This window comes from Haloferax marinum, from assembly GCF_009674625.1.
Lineage (GTDB): Archaea > Halobacteriota > Halobacteria > Halobacteriales > Haloferacaceae > Haloferax > Haloferax marinum.
This window is the reverse complement of the sequence record NZ_WKJQ01000001.1, coordinates 2,409,067-2,425,746: the sequence shown is the minus strand read 5'-3', so window position 1 is coordinate 2,425,746 and position 16,680 is coordinate 2,409,067. Positions and strand designations below refer to the sequence as shown.

General features: G+C 54.6%; 16 protein-coding genes. 8 read left to right on the top strand and 8 right to left on the bottom strand.

Going from position 1 to position 16,680, the window contains the following annotated elements; all coding sequences use genetic code 11:
• Nucleotides 1–18 precede the first annotated feature (18 nt).
• The 3 genes from GJR99_RS12165 to GJR99_RS12155 are packed head-to-tail and all read left to right on the top strand — an operon-like array spanning nucleotide 19 to nucleotide 2,317.
• Nucleotides 19–294, top strand: coding sequence for a hypothetical protein (locus GJR99_RS12165; protein WP_151112512.1), 276 nt, complete (start codon nucleotides 19–21; stop codon nucleotides 292–294).
• Between the two features lie 3 nt (nucleotides 295–297).
• Nucleotides 298–1,335 carry a DUF4350 domain-containing protein gene (locus tag GJR99_RS12160; RefSeq protein WP_151112511.1) on the top strand — a complete coding sequence of 346 codons (1,038 nt, stop codon included), beginning with the start codon at nucleotides 298–300 and terminating at the stop codon, nucleotides 1,333–1,335.
• 10 nt (nucleotides 1,336–1,345) lie between these two features.
• On the top strand, nucleotides 1,346–2,317 hold the full coding sequence (locus GJR99_RS12155; RefSeq protein WP_151112509.1) for an AAA family ATPase: 972 nt from the start codon (nucleotides 1,346–1,348) through the stop codon (nucleotides 2,315–2,317).
• Between the two features lie 26 nt (nucleotides 2,318–2,343).
• On the opposite strand, the gene GJR99_RS12150 is transcribed toward GJR99_RS12155, so the two are convergent.
• From GJR99_RS12150 to GJR99_RS12140, 3 genes are read right to left on the bottom strand one after another with little or no spacing between them, the layout of a single operon-like run.
• A complete protein-coding gene (locus GJR99_RS12150) occupies nucleotides 2,344–3,183 on the bottom strand; it encodes a 6TM ABC transporter family protein (protein WP_151112507.1) in 840 nt (279 codons plus the stop codon).
• Nucleotides 3,184–3,185: 2 nt separating this feature from the next.
• Nucleotides 3,186–3,650 (bottom strand): hypothetical protein, encoded by a 465-nt coding sequence (locus GJR99_RS12145; RefSeq protein WP_151112505.1) that lies wholly within the window; start codon nucleotides 3,648–3,650, stop codon nucleotides 3,186–3,188.
• On the bottom strand, nucleotides 3,647–5,098 hold the full coding sequence (locus tag GJR99_RS12140) for a DUF58 domain-containing protein (protein ID WP_151112503.1): 1,452 nt from the start codon (nucleotides 5,096–5,098) through the stop codon (nucleotides 3,647–3,649). The genes GJR99_RS12145 and GJR99_RS12140 overlap by 4 nt, the downstream gene beginning before the upstream one ends.
• Before the next feature lie 371 nt (nucleotides 5,099–5,469).
• Here GJR99_RS12140 and GJR99_RS12135 point away from each other — a divergent pair, with 371 nt between their 5' ends.
• The 3 genes from GJR99_RS12135 to GJR99_RS12125 are packed head-to-tail and all read left to right on the top strand — an operon-like array spanning nucleotide 5,470 to nucleotide 9,005.
• Nucleotides 5,470–7,302 (top strand): DUF4129 domain-containing protein, encoded by a 1,833-nt coding sequence (locus tag GJR99_RS12135; protein ID WP_151112501.1) that lies wholly within the window; start codon nucleotides 5,470–5,472, stop codon nucleotides 7,300–7,302.
• Nucleotides 7,303–7,356: 54 nt separating this feature from the next.
• A complete protein-coding gene (locus tag GJR99_RS12130; RefSeq protein ID WP_151112499.1) occupies nucleotides 7,357–8,388 on the top strand; it encodes a DUF1616 domain-containing protein in 1,032 nt (343 codons plus the stop codon).
• Between the two features lie 29 nt (nucleotides 8,389–8,417).
• The gene (locus tag GJR99_RS12125) at nucleotides 8,418–9,005 is read left to right on the top strand and encodes a metal-dependent hydrolase (protein WP_154325992.1); all 588 of its coding nucleotides are present in this window, start codon (nucleotides 8,418–8,420) and stop codon (nucleotides 9,003–9,005) included.
• A gap of 38 nt (nucleotides 9,006–9,043) precedes the next feature.
• On the opposite strand, the gene GJR99_RS12120 is transcribed toward GJR99_RS12125, so the two are convergent.
• The 4 genes from GJR99_RS12120 to GJR99_RS12105 form a co-directional block, all read right to left on the bottom strand.
• Nucleotides 9,044–10,273 (bottom strand): ABC transporter permease, encoded by a 1,230-nt coding sequence (locus tag GJR99_RS12120; protein ID WP_151112495.1) that lies wholly within the window; start codon nucleotides 10,271–10,273, stop codon nucleotides 9,044–9,046.
• Nucleotides 10,270–11,376 (bottom strand): ABC transporter permease, encoded by a 1,107-nt coding sequence (locus GJR99_RS12115; protein WP_225317633.1) that lies wholly within the window; start codon nucleotides 11,374–11,376, stop codon nucleotides 10,270–10,272. Before GJR99_RS12115 ends, GJR99_RS12120 begins: the two co-directional genes overlap by 4 nt.
• A 121-nt stretch (nucleotides 11,377–11,497) precedes the next feature.
• On the bottom strand, nucleotides 11,498–12,226 hold the full coding sequence (locus GJR99_RS12110) for an ABC transporter ATP-binding protein (RefSeq protein ID WP_151112491.1): 729 nt from the start codon (nucleotides 12,224–12,226) through the stop codon (nucleotides 11,498–11,500).
• A gap of 177 nt (nucleotides 12,227–12,403) precedes the next feature.
• On the bottom strand, nucleotides 12,404–12,850 hold the full coding sequence (locus GJR99_RS12105) for a hypothetical protein (RefSeq protein ID WP_225317632.1): 447 nt from the start codon (nucleotides 12,848–12,850) through the stop codon (nucleotides 12,404–12,406).
• A 369-nt stretch (nucleotides 12,851–13,219) separates the two neighbouring features.
• Between GJR99_RS12105 and GJR99_RS12100 the strand changes: the two genes are divergently transcribed.
• Nucleotides 13,220–14,755, top strand: a complete 1,536-nt coding sequence (locus GJR99_RS12100; RefSeq protein ID WP_151112489.1) for a hypothetical protein — start codon at nucleotides 13,220–13,222, stop codon at nucleotides 14,753–14,755.
• 118 nt (nucleotides 14,756–14,873) lie between these two features.
• The gene (locus GJR99_RS12095) at nucleotides 14,874–15,026 is read left to right on the top strand and encodes a hypothetical protein (protein ID WP_154325991.1); all 153 of its coding nucleotides are present in this window, start codon (nucleotides 14,874–14,876) and stop codon (nucleotides 15,024–15,026) included.
• A gap of 704 nt (nucleotides 15,027–15,730) precedes the next feature.
• On the opposite strand, the gene rfbB is transcribed toward GJR99_RS12095, so the two are convergent.
• Nucleotides 15,731–16,672, bottom strand: a complete 942-nt coding sequence (gene rfbB, locus GJR99_RS12090) for a dTDP-glucose 4,6-dehydratase (RefSeq protein ID WP_151112487.1) — start codon at nucleotides 16,670–16,672, stop codon at nucleotides 15,731–15,733.
• Nucleotides 16,673–16,680: the final 8 nt, after the last annotated feature.

Sequence of the window (16,680 nt, the reverse complement as noted above, 5' to 3'; positions counted from 1 at the left end):
TTTTCAACATCAACAGATATGGGAGTGACCAAGCGCCAGCGATTCGTCTATGCCCAACTTGGGTGGATGCTTGGCGTGACGCTACTACTCGTCCTCTTGGAGTCACTCACGCTCGAACTGTTCTTCGTCGTCTCACTCATCGGCTTTCTCGTTATTACGGAATTGACTGCTCCGTTCCGTGTCACTCCGGCATGGCGACGACGCCTCTTGTGGGTCATCGGTATCGGACTCGTCGGGTTCGGATATATAGTCATACAGCGCATTCTCTCGATTCTTCCTCCAGGGGTGTTCTGAACCATGGGCAGCCTCGAACGCCGTATTCGAATTGCGATTGCCGTGTTTGCCGCTGTGGTCATCCTCGCAGCAGGTGTTGGCCTCTCCAATTCGACCGCAAGTTTCAGTCTCTCCAATAGTGGGTGGGACGGGAGTTCTGGAGTCGAGGCAGTCGCCAACAGCGTGGGAACGAATGTTGAAATCGTAACCAAGACGACACAGTACGACTCAACCGACGCGTCTGTTGCGTTCGTCCTCTCGCCAAACACGGAATACACGCAATCAGAGATTCGAACGGTCCGGTCGTTCGTGGCTGGTGGGGGCACGCTCGTCGTCGCAGGCGATTTCTCACGACAGACGAACGACTTGCTTCGTGGCCTTGGGTCAAATGCACGCCTCGATGGTGCACTTCTACGTGACGAACAGCATTACTATCGCTCGCCAAATTTCACGATCGCAACCCAGGTCAAAAACGAGTCTGTGACGTCCGGTGTTTCCCAATTGACCTTCAATTATGGGACAACGATTCAGCCGAATAACGCCACTGTATTGGCGTCGTCGTCGAACTTTTCGTATCTTGACCGCAACGGAAACGGTGTGCTTGACGACAGCGAAGAACTGGGGAGTCGACCAGTCGTCACCGAGGAAGCCATCGGCAACGGCAGAGTCATCGTTGTGAGTGACCCAAGCCTGTTCATCAACGCGATGGTAGACCAACCAGATAACCGTCGCTTCATTAGAAATCTCGTCACTGGTTCTGACTCCATTGTAATTGATGCTTCACATCAAGAGACCGTGCCGCCACTTACAGCAGCGCTCATCGAAATTGACGAAAGCCCGTTGCTGACGGGCATCGTTGGGCTTCTTGGGATTGGCGTGATTGGACTGCTCGGTCGCTTCGAGCTGGTTCGAAGTCTCCGTAATCGGTTTTCTGAGTCAGACCAAGACGAAGAAGACGCCTCGCTCAACTCGCTATCGCGAGCGATTGCAGCGACACACCCCGAGTGGGAGAGAGAAAACGTTCGAGAAGTGATAGCAGAAGTTATCAACGAAGACGAGTAATCCGCAGGAAATGGCTGCGCCCCAGGAACTCTACACTGCGATTCGGGATGAGGCGAGTTCCGTCCTCATCGGAAACGAAGACGTCATCGAGCGTCTCACTATCTCGCTTCTCACTGATGGCCACGTGCTTCTCGAAGGTGTCCCAGGGGTTGCGAAGACGACGATTGCAAACATCTTTGCGCGGGCGCTTGGGCTTGAATTTCAGCGAATTCAGATGACGCCAGACCTGCTTCCTGCTGACGTGACCGGAACGAACGTCTACCGTGAGAACATCGGAGAGTTCCAACTCCAACGTGGTCCAATTTTTGGCAACGTGATTGTTGCCGACGAGATCAACCGGGCGACGCCAAAGACACAGTCTGCCCTGCTTGAGGCAATGCAAGAACGGCAGGTGACTATCGAAGGAGAAACACTTGAGCTACCAGAGCCATTCATCGTCATTGCAACGCAGAATCCGATCGAGATGGATGGAACGTTCGGCCTACCTGAGGCCCAACGTGACCGTTTCCAATTCAAACTATCTGTCGACATCCCCAGTCGAGAAGACGAAGCGGCGGTCCTTGACAGGTTTACTTCTCAGCCGAATTTGACGAGTTCGAGCATCGAACCCGTTGCTACCTCCGAAGACATTCAAACTGCAAGAGAAGCAGTTTCTAAGGTCCACATCGCACCAGTCGTTCAATCATACCTCCTCGATATCGTCGAAGCGACTCGCGAGAACGAATATCTCGAACACGGTGCATCACCACGTGCAGGAATCACCACACTACGGGCAGCTCAGGCACGCGCCGCCATCGATGGGCGCGATTACGTCATCCCGGACGATATCAAAGAGCTTGCTGCAGACGCACTCTCGCACCGTCTTGTCCTCAGTACGAACGCTGAACTGAGTAACGTCTTGCCTCGTGAGATCATCGAAGAGATTCTGGAGACAGTACCCGCACCGTCGGCTGACGACGTACTCGAAACTGTCGAGGTCTGAGCGGAGAATACAATCGCTGGCAGCGTTTAGAACCGAAGCGTCACGAGCGTTCCATTGTCGCTTTCGAGGTGTCCGTCGACACGGACAGGCGTGTCGAGTGACTCAGCAAGGCCAACACAGAGGAGTGACACAGCCGGGTGGTCGAATTGGTCAGTCGAACCGTATGCCGGGTTTTCAATTCGAGCGGTTGCACGACCATCGTCAGTATTCAGCTCAAGGTCGACACTATCGACAAGTTCGAACTGTTCGACGAGTGCATCACCGAGCGTCTCAAACCGGTCTTCAGGCGTCACGTCTGTGCCGACCACCCCTGTCGATAGTTCGTCGAAAAGACGCTGTCCTGTTGGCGTGAACGAGACACCTCTCGTTTGAGGAGTATCAGCGTTAACGAAGAACTCACCGAGCGCCTCGTAATCTGGGATGTCATACTCGGTCTGTTGTGGGATGAACAGGCGAGTGTCGGCGTTTGTGTCTTCATCCGGAGAGACATACACTGCTTCGTCAGCGAGACCCAATTCTTCGCGAATGTGAATCCCTGTGGAGTGGTGGGCATGATACGACGACTCACCAACACTCATTGGGACGAGTCGGTCAGGAGTAAGGAAGTACAGGAGGGTGCCGGTGAAGATACCAATACTTCCCAAAATGATGAACACCGATTTAAGTGTAGGTAACAGAGCCGCTGCACCGAACGCAATCAGTCCGACGACGCCGAGTGCGAGCGCACTCTTTCGGTACTGACTCTGTCGCGCACGGAGGTATTCTCTGCGGAGTCGCTGGTTCTCTGTGCGAAGGACAGCAACCTCCGACTCCGTGTCTATTGGCGTCGCATCGATACCGGGTTTCGTGTCTGTCTCTTGCGACATGGTTAGGTCTCCGTAAGTAGGTCAAGTGTAACGAGTTCGTAGCGATGTAAGCCATACGCACTCACAGCGGTGGTGACTGCCACCACGAGCGCGACCAGCGCAAAGCCACTCGATTCGAGGAAGGATACCACGGCTCCACTCGCTACGACGAAGATGGTAAGGAAACCGATGACTGTTCGCACATCGAAGTGGTCGTTTCGAATCGATTCTGCACCGATGAGAGCACCCAGCCCGAAGGCAAGGCCGATGGCCTGAGTTGAGGTGACCGTCTCACCCACAAGAGCAGCAACGAGGACGGCGTCGACTGCAAACGCGTACTGCGGAGGGAGGACGCGGGTGGAAATGAGGAGGATGACAACGAGAGGGAGTGCGAGCACACCAGACAGCTCCCACATGAGGAATCCAATAACCGAGATCCCTGTGAATGAGAGGAGTATCCGCCACAGTCGCGAAGAGTCATTACTCATGGTGACCGACCTCCGCTCGCTTGTGGTGTGAGACGAGTCTCGCTCAGCACTGCAGTCCGTCTGTCTATCGAGCTGACTTCCATCGCTGAAACGTTTGTGAGGCGATCGAGCCGCTTTCGGAATGATTCGAACTCGTGATATGCCCCGTACGTCGATTCAATTGGGTCATCATCCGTGTTGTAGAACACTGATGGTGTCAAGAACACCAGCAATTGGACATTTCGATGGCTTGCAAATTTCGCTGCCTCAAGGAGCTCCTCGCGGTGAGTATCGTCGGTGAAGACGACTAACCAGAGATTCTCACTGCGGTCTGCGATGACGCGCTGGACACCCGCGAACAGCGGACTCGACTCAACTTTCTCGACATAGGGGCGAAGCGTTTCGAAGTAGGGCCGAAGCGTCTCTGCGTACGCTGTTGAGTCAGTAGCGAACGCGTCTCGTAGTTCGTGTGCACGTTCGGGGACCGAGAGCCTCGAATCGCGTGAACTTGATGTCGTGGGAGATTCTCCCTTACCGAGCTGTGCAAATAGCGAACGAATCATCGCGTAATGAGAGTCCGTTGCCTGAACACCGCGAATCGATTGAACGCCAGCATTGGAAACTGTATAGAGACCAATTGGGTCGTTCATTGACGCAGAACGGGTAGCGAACGCCAATGCAATGTCACGGACGTAATCGATTTTTCTATTCCCATTTGGACCGTCCCACATCGACCCGCGCTCGTCAACCACTAATCCAACTTCACGCGTGGTCTCAACGTCGTGCTCACGCACGTGTGGTTTGTTGAGTCGAGCGGTTGCTTTCCAGTCGATTCGGCTGATGTCGTCACCAGGCATATACTCACGGAGGTCTGCTGCACCAACACCCGGTCCACGTTGGTCAGACTCGTGTTCTCCAAACCCAGATGAAACTTCTGTCCCACCTTTTCCGATGAAGATGTTGTCCGAAGTTCGAGGTTCGACACGGATATCGAAGCCATCACCATGTGAGAACGATTCTGTGAACAGACTACTCTTATTCTCAATTTGGACGCGAGGTGCATCGAAGGAGAATTCACCTGCAATGGGGGCTTCGAATGTGCCAACGTAGGTCTCGAAACTCGTTTCGGGTGAGAGCGTCAACGGGGGCCATCGGTCTGCCTCTTGGATACCGACAGGAGCGGTTGGAGAGATCGTGACCTCAGACGGGAGTGACAGCGTTGCTTCAGCAGAAAGGCGGACGGCAAACGGTTCTTTAGCACCGACCTGTGCACGAAGCGGTTCGAAATCGACCGTGAGATTTTCACGAACCTCACGAACGAGGACGTAGAACCGATACTGCACGGCTAGAAGCCACGAGGCGAGGCCAACACCGCCGAGGAGGAGTATCGGAGCGTCAATCGCGACGCCGAAGACGACGAGGAGCCCTGCAAGGGCGGTCGTCTCCCAGTATCGGCGCGTCGCCTGCATATCACACGACGTGTGGCATGACGACTTAAGTGGTGTGGAGTACTTCGCCTTCGCCGACAGAAGCGGTTTTGTCGGTGGCCTCAAAACGCCGGAGTGTGCGACTGACATCGGTAGCCCGTGCGTGCCTCGTCGTAGTCCTCATTTGGGGGCTCATTGCCTCACCACTAGTGAGTACTGTGGGCGCGTCTGAGGCTACAGAGGCCACCTCACTTGTCGACGGGAGTGATAGTGGTGTAGCGCAGGTTCAGCCCACTGAGACGTCAAACAACTCAACAGCAAACGAGTCCTCCCCGCCGCCGCAACATGAAGATCCAGACACTGTAGACCAAGACGCTGACCTCTCAGGGTTGCGGACATGGCTCCAAGGGAGGATGAACGAGTACATCCTCGAGTGCACTGGCGATCTGAACGCGACAGAAGCCGCGCTGTGTGCCCAACGAAACGAAAGCTACCCAGAGTGGGTCTCCCAGTACGCCACGCTGAGTGAGCAATCTGGCAGCGAAGCAGACGCTGAGACTGCAGAGGCCTACGAAGAAGTTCGCGACCAACAGCAAACATACACGAAACAGCAACAGGAGTTCGAACGACTTCGAGAGGCATACGAGACTGCACGAGAGAACGGGAACGAAACCCGAGCACGCGAGCTCGCACGGGAGCTCACCGAACTCTCTACTTCCATAAACAACACGTCGCGGTCATTAGAGTCCAATGTTCAGGATATCGGAGATAACACCAATAGCAGCGTTACATCAGTGGTAACACAAGTTAATCAGACAACATCCCAGCAAGTAGCCACTGCCGCAGAGATTCGCGAACGAGAACTCACAGGAACGTCGATGTCGGTGACACTCAATCGGACACAGGTTGGGTTCACGTCGCCAGCGCGGGTTTCAGGAACACTCCACGATGAAAACGGGTCTGCCGTTGCAAACCAGACGATTCGCCTCCGCGTTGGGCAACAGGTACTTCAGAGCCAGACTAATTCGTCGGGGAACTTCGAAGTCACTTACCGACCAGTTCGGATACCTGTGGATACACAGAACCTGACAGTGCGGTACCTCCCGGACACCGGTTCGCTCTATCTCGGTTCCGCCGACTCAGCTGAAATCAGTATTCAGCAGGTGAGTGCATCGACAAGCCTCGAAACAGACCCTGATTCGGTTACCTATGGTGAAAACATCAGCGTAACCGTTACCGCGACAGTCGATGGTCAGGCAGTCTCCGGCCTCGCAGCGGATATTCAAGCAACTGAACTCACGAGTAACGTTTCGGTAACGAACGAGAGTGGTAAGGCGTCGACACGTCTTGCGTTGCTTCCGAACGCATCGGTCGGTGAGACGACGATTAGGGTATCGGAGAACGAAACGAGTGCAGTCGCAGTGGAGTCTGCAGAAACGAGAATCGAGGTCGTCCCGGCTGAGACTAACCTCTCACTCTCTGTCATCGACCGCAACGAGAGCGCCGTAGTCGTCTCAGGTCACCTCGAAACAGCAACTGCGATGCCAATCTCGAATCGAACAGTTGTCATTCTCGTCGAAAACGAGACCGCACAAACGGCAGAGACTGATGCCAACGGATCGTTTGTTGCGGTCCTCCCAAGCTCAGTTTTCCCTGAAACAGGGCAGGTCGCGCTCACTGCAAAATTCAAACCAATAAGTGAAACACTGACGAAATCACAAGCACAATCTTCGCTCGATTTGGGCACGCCCGAGTCGGGCCTACCGATTCAGTCGATTCTCATCATCCTCGGTGTTGGTGCGGTCGCCAGTGGGCTCGGCGTAGGCTGGTGGCGATATCGAGGGGGAAGTTCCGACGAAGTGAACCAGCCTATCGTTGACGATGATGGAGCATCTGACCATGAGAAACCTGGCTTAGCAGATGACTCAGCAGACACGTCCAACACAAAGGTGGCTGCAGTAGAGTCGCTCGCTTCAGCCGAATCGCGTCTCGAGACAAATCCAGATTCGGTGGCTGTTGTCGCGTACAACGTTGTCCGAGAGGCACTTGGTTCGCATCACGGCTATGAACCGTCAGTCACTCATGGAGAGTTCGCGAGACGAGTCGCATCGGATGTCGACGAAGAGACGGCAGCTTCGGTCACCGAACTAGTCAGCATATACGAGCAGGTAGCCTTCTCGCCTGCAGATATTGACGAACAACAGGCGTCGCGTGCGCTCAACCTCGCCCGAACGATTGTCGAGTAAGGAGTTCGCCACGACCGACTCATTTTTGTATCCAGTGTCATCAGATTCATCACAATGACAGGCGACCCGGATTGGCGCTTGCTCCTCCCTCGGCAACTCCGTGAGCTACCCGCTGATCTCGCGGCAGCGGTCGTGTTCGTGGGGTTGGTTAACCTCGCGGTGTTCCTTCCAGTCGTCGACGAGACGCCGCTTCGGGTTGTCCTTGGGCTCCCATTTGTGTTGTTTGTCCCCGGATACGCGATGATTGCAGCACTGTTTCCCGAAGCCGGCGACGGTGATGAGGGGATTGATGGAATCGAACGCGTTGCTCTCTCGTTTGGAGTGAGCATTGCTGTTGTCCCACTCATTGGACTGGTCCTCAATTTCACACCCTGGGGGATTCGACTCGTTCCTATCATGGTCGCAACAAGTGGGGTTACACTCGCACTTGTCGCTGTTGGGGCACGTCGACGGAACGAGTTGCCTGCGAGCGAACAGTTCGAAGTCCCCTATGAGATGTGGCTCTCGTCTGCTCGGGACGAACTGTTTGAACCCGAGACCCGGACCGATGCAATGCTTAACGTCGTCCTCGTAGTCAGCGTTGTTCTCGCGACCGCAAGCGTTGGCTATGCAGTTGCCGTTCCGAAAGAGGGGGAATCGTTCACGGAGTTATATCTCCTCACAGAAGGAGACGATGGTGAACTTGTCGCCGATGGCTATCCTGAAGAATTTGTGGCTGGTGAGTCAAAGTCGGTGATTGTTGGTGTGGGCAATCAAGAATACGAGCAAGTGAACTACACCGTTGTCTCCAAGTTACAGCGCGTTCGTGTCGAGAACAACAGCACAACAGTATTAGAAGAACGTGAGTTGGCTCGCTTTTCTCCACAGGTCGAACACAATGAGACCTGGCGGACATCACACGAGATCACACCAACAATGACGGGCGAGCGGTTGCGGCTGGTGTACCTACTCTACAAAGGTGAGCCCGCCGCAAATCCGACTGTGGACTCAGCGTATCGCGAGGTCCACCTGTGGGTGAACGTTAGTCAAACTGCGCAGAATACGTCACAAATAGACGGTAGAAGTGTGATTGAGTCGTTGGCTTAACGGTTTGGATAGTCGATTGACATGTATGAATGTCTGATCGGCGACCCAGAGGTTCAAGCGAACTGCTGCCGTTAGGTGCGTACGTGTTCCCTCTTGGCCACCTCGCATTTGGCTATCTCTCCTATGTCCTCATTCGCCTTGCTCGACAGGAACCCCTCCCTCAAGGGTGGTTGTTGCTCACCGTCCTCGTTGGAACGCAAATTCCAGACATCATCGACAAGCCACTGTCGTACGTCGGTATTCTCCCAAGTGGAAGGTCACTCGGCCACTCTGTATTGGTGATTGCTCCGATACTCGTTGTAGTCGTCCTGTGGGCCCACAGGGAAGGCCATACAGAGTACGCCATCGCTGGAAGTGTTGGTCTCCTCTCTCATTACGTCGGAGATGTGTACAAGACTGCACTCACTGGTGATTGGTGGTCCATGCGGTTCCTCTTGTGGCCACTTTATCCAGTATCTCCAAGCGATGGAACTCCCCCGTGGATTCGAGTTATCGAATCGAGTGGTGACCCACAATATCGGGCTCAAAACGCCCTCGCAGTCTTTGCGGTTCTCCTATGGGCTGCGAATAAGATATGGCGGGCACAGCGAAACAGTGGTACAGAGGGTAATCAGTGAATACGGACTGATTTCGTGTTTGATTCCCTTGGAAGAACTCAGTTATCCAAAAGGTCAGTGACTGGTTGACGTGCAAGACTCCATGACCCCGCAAAGGCGCTAGCCATACCAATGACAAGGGCGATAGCAAAGCCACCAATGACAATACGCTGGTCGACCGCAACGACACCCTCGAAGCCAACCAATCGCTCAATGACAATATTGAGAAAATCAGCGAGCGGGTAGGTGAGTCCGGCTGCCAGTGCCCCACCGAAGATACCGTACGTGAATGCCTGTGTACCGACGACACCGACAAGCGTCCATACTGAGAGCCCTTGTGCGCGAAGGGCTGCAAACTCTCGTCGTTGCTGGTAGATGAGCGACAACACGAGATTCAGTGTTAGCGCGATACCGGTGACAATAGAGAGGACGACGAGCGAAACACCAGCAGCGATAAGAACAGCCTGGCGCCGCAAGGTCGCTTCCAGTTGTTCTTGGTTCGTTCGCACGTCGAGCGTTGGGTACTGAGCTTCGATCTCCGATGCGACTGTTTCCGGGTCCGCACCGTCTTGAAGCGCGACTGTGACAAGACTTGCTGTGTCCGTGCCAGTCGTCCCAGATATCTCCTGAAGTTCACTGAGGTGCATTACGACGTTACGTGTCCCAAGGAAATTCGAGTAAGTGGGAGAGATTCCTGTAATGCGGAACTCATTCTGCTTGGCCGAGACAAGTGTACTCCCGATATAGAGTGTGTCGTTTACACCAACATCGAATTGTTCGGCAGTCTCCGGACTAATGATGACTTCGTGGGTCATTGGGCCGTCGTAACTGCCACCAGCGTAGTGTTTGTCAGCAGAAGTGTACTGAGAGCCCTCAGTCACGGTTACTGTTTGGCCACCACTGGGAGCACCTACTCCAATGATCGTCTCGAACTCAGATTGGTTCGGCGACACATAGACGGTCTGGAATCCCAATGCTGCAGCATTCTTCACGTCATCCCGTGCAGTGATTTCGTCTGCGACCTGGTGCGAGTTATCCAAGGAGTTCTGGAACCCCCCTGTCTCTGGTGTGAGTCGAACGGGGCCGCCAGTCACCCAAAGGTCACGCCCAGACGTGTCGAACTTTTCTTGCCCAGTCTGGACGACGCCAGCACCAAGCGACGTGAGCAACGTCATCGATAGAACTGCAAGACAGATGCCGACGACTGCGAGAATACTCCGCAGTCGCTGGTGTCGAATCTGCGCCGATGCAATCCCGATGACAGCGCGGAGTCGAGAGAGAACTATCATTGGAGCACCTCCACGGGGTTCGCTCGGTGACTCAGCCACACGGGGTAAATTGACGCGAAGACGCCGATAAAAATCGAGATGACGAATGCTGCTGCAATGAGTAACGGATCGAACCGGGCAACTGAGGCGATGCCGAGATATTTCTCTGAGAGGATATTCGTGAGTTCGATGCCTCCCATGCCGAGAACGAGACCAATGATTGCCCCGATGAGCGTCACACTGAGCGTCTCAACGACAAGGAGAAGACTCCGTGAGCCAGAACTGTAGCCAATCGCTGCGAGAGTAGCAAGCGAAGTCCGTTCAGCGAGGACTTCGAGCCCCATCATCGTTGCGACAAAGAGCGTCCCTACAACGAAGGCAGTGAGCACAGCACCGACCGCAATTGCGAGCGACAAGCTCGACGAAGAAAGTTGCTCCTGGGCAAACCCAGTTCGCTTGACGACATTCGTCTGTGGGTACAGTTGTTCGATATCACTTGCAACACCAGCGTTGTCAGTACTTACGAGAATCTGGTCGGCTTGGTCACCATTGGTTGCCCCAGAAAGAGCCTGAGCTTCGGAAAGATGGACAAGTGCGACCGGAACTTCACCGACTCCAGTCGTGTATTCACTCTCAGCGACGTCAGCGACTGTAAACGACTTGTCTATCCCAGAACCCGACTTCGGGAAGAGTTGCGTCCCTTGCTCAGCGCCTAAGAGCTCCGCTGCACCCGCACTAAGGACGACCTCTCCTGTCCACGGACCCGTGTATTGTCCGTTAGCATAATGGGGGTCACCCGGTTCGAGAGACCCAGTTGGGAGGCCAAGTATCGACCGACTATTCGAGTCTGGAACGACACCTGCGACGAGAATGTACTCATTGGTGTCTGTCTGTGGGTTCGAGAGTTTGAGTACCCGGATCAGCACGGGTGTTGAATAGTCGATTCGGTCGTCAGCGTTGAGTTGGTCCGTGACGGCATGGACACCACCCAGTCGGGGAGCGTCAACAGAGACTGCAATCGCTGATTCACTGGCTGCGTCAGGGACTACCCAGTAGTCGACGTCTTCGCTCTCGATAGCGGATTGTGATGCCAGGCCAAGTGAGATTCCACCAACAGTCGTCATGAGCATGACCGCGAAAGCAACGCCTGCGATGCTTGACCAAAGTTGGCGTGAGTCTCCACCGAAGAGCCGACCAACGAATCGAGCAACTCCAAGGCGGATAACGCCCGTCAGTCGTCTTAGGTTATGACTCATCTTGGAGTCTCCCGTCATGGAGTCGGAGGACTCTATCTGCCCGTTCGAGGACCGCATCGTCGTGCGAGGCGATGACGACTGCTCGGTCATCAGCAACGTCGGTCAAGAGATTGAGAATCTGCCGACCTGTGTTGCTGTCGAGTTCACCCGTCGGTTCGTCCGCAATCAACAGAGAGGGGTCGGTGACAAGAGCCCGAGCAATAGCAACGCGCTGTTGTTCACCACCACTCAATTCAGAGGGTTTGTGAGTTGCACGGTCTGCGAGGCCGACTGCATTGAGGAGTTCGGTTGCTTTGTTTCGACGTGTGGATTTTGAAACGCCTCGCTGCACGAGTGGGAGTGCGGCATTTGCACGGGCAGAGAGAGACGGGAGAAGGTGGAAATGCTGGAAGACAATCCCAACTTCGTCAAGTCGGAGTTTTGCACGAGCGCTCTCGGAAAGGCCGCTTGTGTCCGTCCCATTGAGAACGACTCGACCTTTAGTCGGTGTATCAAGGCCAGCGAGCAAGTGGAGGAGTGTCGATTTCCCGCTGCCGCTCGGGCCGGCGAGCCCGACGACGTCACCCGTCGAAATCGACGTAGAGACATCGTCAACGGCGACGACCGTTTGCGATGATGTCGATCGCCGCCATCCCGAACCTCCTCGTGTATAGGCTCGAGTCACACCCTCACACGAGAGAATGGCGTGACGGGAAGTGTTCGAATCCGAAGAGACCATGTGAACACATGTTGGATAGCGATTTGATAGGTGTTCCGCTGTATCGTGGATTTGTCTCGTCCCGCCGTTTCACTTTTCACATGGATAGCCGACCTTGCTGTCAACTCAAGGGGACAGTGGGTTCCACATCGAACCCGCTTCTGCGACAAACGCGTACACGCCTTTTCGCGTACAAATTTAGTAACCAGTCGATGTTTCAAAGGGTTCGAACCACCAACGGGCAAGAACGACTAGAGCCCAGCCAGACGTGTTTGAGACGATGTCGCCGACGGTGTCAACCGTGTCCCCTGCCATCAACACGAAGTGTGGTGTCACGGCTTCGAGTACTTCCCAACCAACACTGACGGAAAGTAAGACCAATAGTGCACCACCTGCTGTGACGCGAAGCCTGAATAACCACAGCACGATGATTGCGCTACAGGAAGTGTGCATGGCGATGTCCCACCACCAGATGGGTTCGTACAGTGGAAGTACCCCCAAACTCAGCACAAGCAGAGTAGCCATCACGAGAAGTTGAGTGCTGTCGGTTGCCATTCCCAGCCAGAACCGCCAGTCTCGACTCTGTATCGCTGAGGATTCGAGTGGAGGTGAGACAGTGTCTGTCCGTGCGGCCATCGTTGTCATCAACGGCAGCAATTGAGTTAGTTACAAATCGGTGAACAACGGTAATTAAAATCTAACCGAGTAGGTAAACCGTCTTAGCTGCCTACTACTACGCGGTTTTGCGGGCGGAATCAATTGTAACACCCTTTCCGGGGCGGGCATCATAGTGAACCGAGAAGTATATGATACGTCTGGATGCTGGAAGAGCGACACCTTCGATGAATTGAAGAAGGAGAGCGGATGGCCCGGAGTCTTCGTGGGGCTCACAATCGAATTGCACCCCCTAGTTACCACCCACAAATAACGTGATTCGGCAGGAATGGGGCGTCTAACCCAAGTTATTCTGAGAATTACCTTATCAGCATAAAACAATTTCTCAGATGACGTACTATGGTGCCGTTCAAGACTATCACGATTCTCGTTATCTCTCTGGCTATCTTGACGTCGGGAATCGTTCCCGCCGTCGCTATCCAATCTAGCGATGCGCAAGTGGCCAGTGCTTCTGGCAGTGTCGATGGGCGTCCCCTCCAGGCTGACGAACCGAATGCGACCACTCCGGAAGCGCACGCGAATACATCCAGTAATGCGGCGACTGGGAACGCCGCGAATGCATCGACTGAGCAGGGTTCTGACTCGAACAGGTGTGACCTCGACTCCGGTGAGTCAGAGACGATTGGACAGAACGTCTCCGACTTCGTCCACGACCTGGTCAACGCGAGCGGGTATCCACACTGTGAGGACTCGCCCGTCGAGGAGCCGACTCAGTGTACGCTTTCCGACGAGAATTCGGCATCCAATGAAACCGTGGGCGAACAGGTCTCTGAGTACGTGTCGGACCTGCTCAACGAGAGTGAACAGACTGGGTCATCCGGTGGTGTCGATGAGTGCGTCGACGACGACACCGACGACAGTGGTGACTCCAACGGAACCGGTGACGTCGGCGATGAGAACAACTCCACGCCGACTGATGACAATTCGTCTAACCCAACCGACAACAGCACTAACCCAACCGACAACAGTTCGAATCCATCAGACAACTCGTCTGACCCAGTAGATAATAGTTCAAACCCCACCGACGACAACAGCACTCCCCCTGTCGACGACAACTCGTCGAGCCCCGTCGATAACTCGTCAAATCCAGTCGATAACAGTAACAACCCCGCAGACAACAACAACACTACACCGACAGACAGCACCTCCAGTTCTACGGACAACAGTTCCACACTGACCGACAACAGTAGCGACCCCACCGACGACACCAGCAGTCCGACGAACAACAGCACTGCACCGACCGACAACTCGTCGAGTCCAGTCGACAATAGTTCGAACCCAGTCGACAATAGTTCGAACCCAACGGACAACTCGACAGACCCTGTCGACGAGAATAGCACAAGTCCAATCGACAACTCGTCGACGCCCACCAGCGAGAACACATCGACGCCAACTGACGACGAGAGCGCCAGCACGCCAACCGACGACTCGTCCAACACCGACGACGACACGAAAGCGTCCAGTGGTGGGTCGTCGAAACGCGGTGGTGGCGGTGGTGGTGGTGGGGCGCAAACGAGTTCGTCGACGACAACCGCCGTTCCGACACCCGACGCCCCGAACACTCCGGAGGTAGACGTGGATGACAGCGGTGGCGACGAAGAGCGTGCCGACGCACGCGGTGACAGCCAGACGACTCCCGTGCAGGTGACCGAAACTCCCGAGACGGAAACGCCCGTCGCCGGTGCAGACATCGGTGCCCCTATCGACACTTTCGATGCAGGGGTTGTTGAATCACCTGTCGAGCAATCTCGCAGTCTGCTTCCGTACCTGCTGGTGCTCCTCTGGCTAATCGTCGTGGCCATCATCTACCGGCACCTCAAGACGGAACTCGCCAACGGTGTGGAGGTTGTGCAGGTCCCGCCGTCATTCCGCTAACCATCATTTATTCCCCTGTTCGCCGACGTATCCGGTAGAGACACCGTATCGATGGTCTGAAACTCAAAAAATTGTATGAATAATGGCACTTATGCGACTCTGTGACAATGTTTGACATATGAGCAAATCCATTCGGGTGTCGGAAGCCTTCCACGGGTACATCAAGTCACAGAACCGTGACAGTGAGACGATGGAAGACACGCTTCGGCGACTGGTAGACGCGCCGAGTCCGATTGTGACCACACGTCACGTCCTTTCGGACGCGGACTAACGGGGTCGCGTACGCACGGTAAAACAGGCTGGTGAATTAGGAAGAAGAGATGCTCTCTTAGGAAATCCCACGAGTAGTTCCTCGGGAATCGCCATACTCGGTGGAAACGTGTTGAACCGGGCAGGTCAATCTCTGGGCAACGAAACTCGGTGGGCCGGTCTCTCCGCTCAACGATTCGAGAACTTCTTTCTGTACTCCGGTGAGAGAGACGACCAATGGAAGGCACCTACGACACGGACGCTGCCCCTGGAGTCGACACCCGACGCTGGTGGACGCTGGCAATTCGGCCGTGTGACAAATGTCGATGGTGGGAATGGTGAAATGACAATAAGTGAACCGCTGACTCACGGTTATCCCTCCACTTCGAGTGGGGGCCAAGTTGAGCGGGTCGAGTTTTTGGATTCGCCAGCCATTATCGACTTGAAATGCAATAGTGGGGGAGAAAATGATGAGTCAGGTAACGCATTTTATTGGCATTGGTACGAATCACCTCACGCTGAAAACCTCTGTGTCGAAAAATGCGAAATTTATGGTGTGTACTTTTGGGACTGCTGGAAACCCCAAAAGCCTCAATTGCGAGTGTTTGACTGCAACGTCATACTCAAGCGAGACGGGTGAAAGGATGCGGATAGACGAGTGGTACGTTTCGAACGATAGTCTCCCACTCGTCGTCTGGAATCGGCTTGTCCTCTAGGAGCGACTCTTTAGACATCAACGGTTTCCCCCCCGAGGTAGTAGTCGACACATGCTTCGAGTCCTTCCTCGAAGCTCCACTCCGGTTCCCAGCCAATTTGCTTTATTTTACTCGCGTCGATGGCATACCGCTGGTCGTGTCCAGCACGGTCTTCGACGAACTCGATTTGGTCAGTCGAACCACCGACTGTTTCGAGAATCTTTTCCGTCGTTTCGATGTTCGAGAGTTCGACTCCACTCCCGATGTTGTATATCTCGCCGATTTTCCCGTCGCGGAGAACCGTATCTAGTGCCGTACAGTTGTCCTCGACGTATATCCACTCGCGGACGTTCGACCCGTCACCGTACACGGGGAGTGTCTCACCTGCTGCAGCATACTTAAGGAACTTTGGAATGAGCTTCTCAGGGTGTTGGCGTGGGCCGAAGTTGTTACAGGTTCGAGTGATGAGTACCGGAAGGTCGTGGGTTTCTCGGTAGCTCTGGACGAGTAAGTCTGCACTCGCTTTCGTCGCCGAGTAGGGGTTTCGTGGGTTGAGTGGATCGTCTTCAGTAAAGTGGCCTTCGTGAATCTCTCCGTAGACCTCGTCAGTCGATATCTGGAGGAAGCAGTTGATGTCGGCCTTGAGGGCGGCATCGAGGAGCGTCTGCGTCCCCTGGACGTTGGTGGAGACAAACGGTTCCGCACCGTTGATCGAGCGGTCAACGTGAGATTCCGCAGCAAAGTTGACGACTGCGTCTGCGTCAGTCACAAGATTTTCGACGAGTTCACGGTTACGAATGTCCCCTTCGACGAATCGGTGGTTCGGGTCATCGAGAACGCCTTCGAGATTGTCACGCGACCCTGCGTATGTGAGTGCATCCAGCGTGGTTACCGAGTCGTCGCGTTCTTGGAGTAGAAACCGAACAAAATTGGATCCGATAAATCCAGCGCCACCAGTAACGAGTATGTCCATACACGAAT

Bases quoted from the DNA above. Each gene is read 5' to 3' on its own strand.
- GJR99_RS12125 (WP_154325992.1), top strand. From the start codon at position 8,418: ATGTCTGATCGGCGACCCAGAGGTTCAAGCGAACTGCTGCCGTTAGGT.
- GJR99_RS12110 (WP_151112491.1), bottom strand. From the start codon at position 12,226: ATGGTCTCTTCGGATTCGAACACTTCCCGTCACGCCATTCTCTCGTGT.
- GJR99_RS12105 (WP_225317632.1), bottom strand. From the start codon at position 12,850: ATGACAACGATGGCCGCACGGACAGACACTGTCTCACCTCCACTCGAA.
- GJR99_RS12150 (WP_151112507.1), bottom strand. From the start codon at position 3,183: ATGTCGCAAGAGACAGACACGAAACCCGGTATCGATGCGACGCCAATA.
- GJR99_RS12140 (WP_151112503.1), bottom strand. From the start codon at position 5,098: ATGCAGGCGACGCGCCGATACTGGGAGACGACCGCCCTTGCAGGGCTC.
- GJR99_RS12145 (WP_151112505.1), bottom strand. From the start codon at position 3,650: ATGAGTAATGACTCTTCGCGACTGTGGCGGATACTCCTCTCATTCACA.
- GJR99_RS12160 (WP_151112511.1), top strand. From the start codon at position 298: ATGGGCAGCCTCGAACGCCGTATTCGAATTGCGATTGCCGTGTTTGCC.
- GJR99_RS12115 (WP_225317633.1), bottom strand. From the start codon at position 11,376: ATGACGACTGTTGGTGGAATCTCACTTGGCCTGGCATCACAATCCGCT.
- GJR99_RS12100 (WP_151112489.1), top strand. From the start codon at position 13,220: ATGGTGCCGTTCAAGACTATCACGATTCTCGTTATCTCTCTGGCTATC.
- GJR99_RS12130 (WP_151112499.1), top strand. From the start codon at position 7,357: ATGACAGGCGACCCGGATTGGCGCTTGCTCCTCCCTCGGCAACTCCGT.
- GJR99_RS12165 (WP_151112512.1), top strand. From the start codon at position 19: ATGGGAGTGACCAAGCGCCAGCGATTCGTCTATGCCCAACTTGGGTGG.
- rfbB (WP_151112487.1), bottom strand. From the start codon at position 16,672: ATGGACATACTCGTTACTGGTGGCGCTGGATTTATCGGATCCAATTTT.
- GJR99_RS12155 (WP_151112509.1), top strand. From the start codon at position 1,346: ATGGCTGCGCCCCAGGAACTCTACACTGCGATTCGGGATGAGGCGAGT.
- GJR99_RS12095 (WP_154325991.1), top strand. From the start codon at position 14,874: ATGAGCAAATCCATTCGGGTGTCGGAAGCCTTCCACGGGTACATCAAG.
- GJR99_RS12135 (WP_151112501.1), top strand. From the start codon at position 5,470: ATGAACGAGTACATCCTCGAGTGCACTGGCGATCTGAACGCGACAGAA.
- GJR99_RS12120 (WP_151112495.1), bottom strand. From the start codon at position 10,273: ATGATAGTTCTCTCTCGACTCCGCGCTGTCATCGGGATTGCATCGGCG.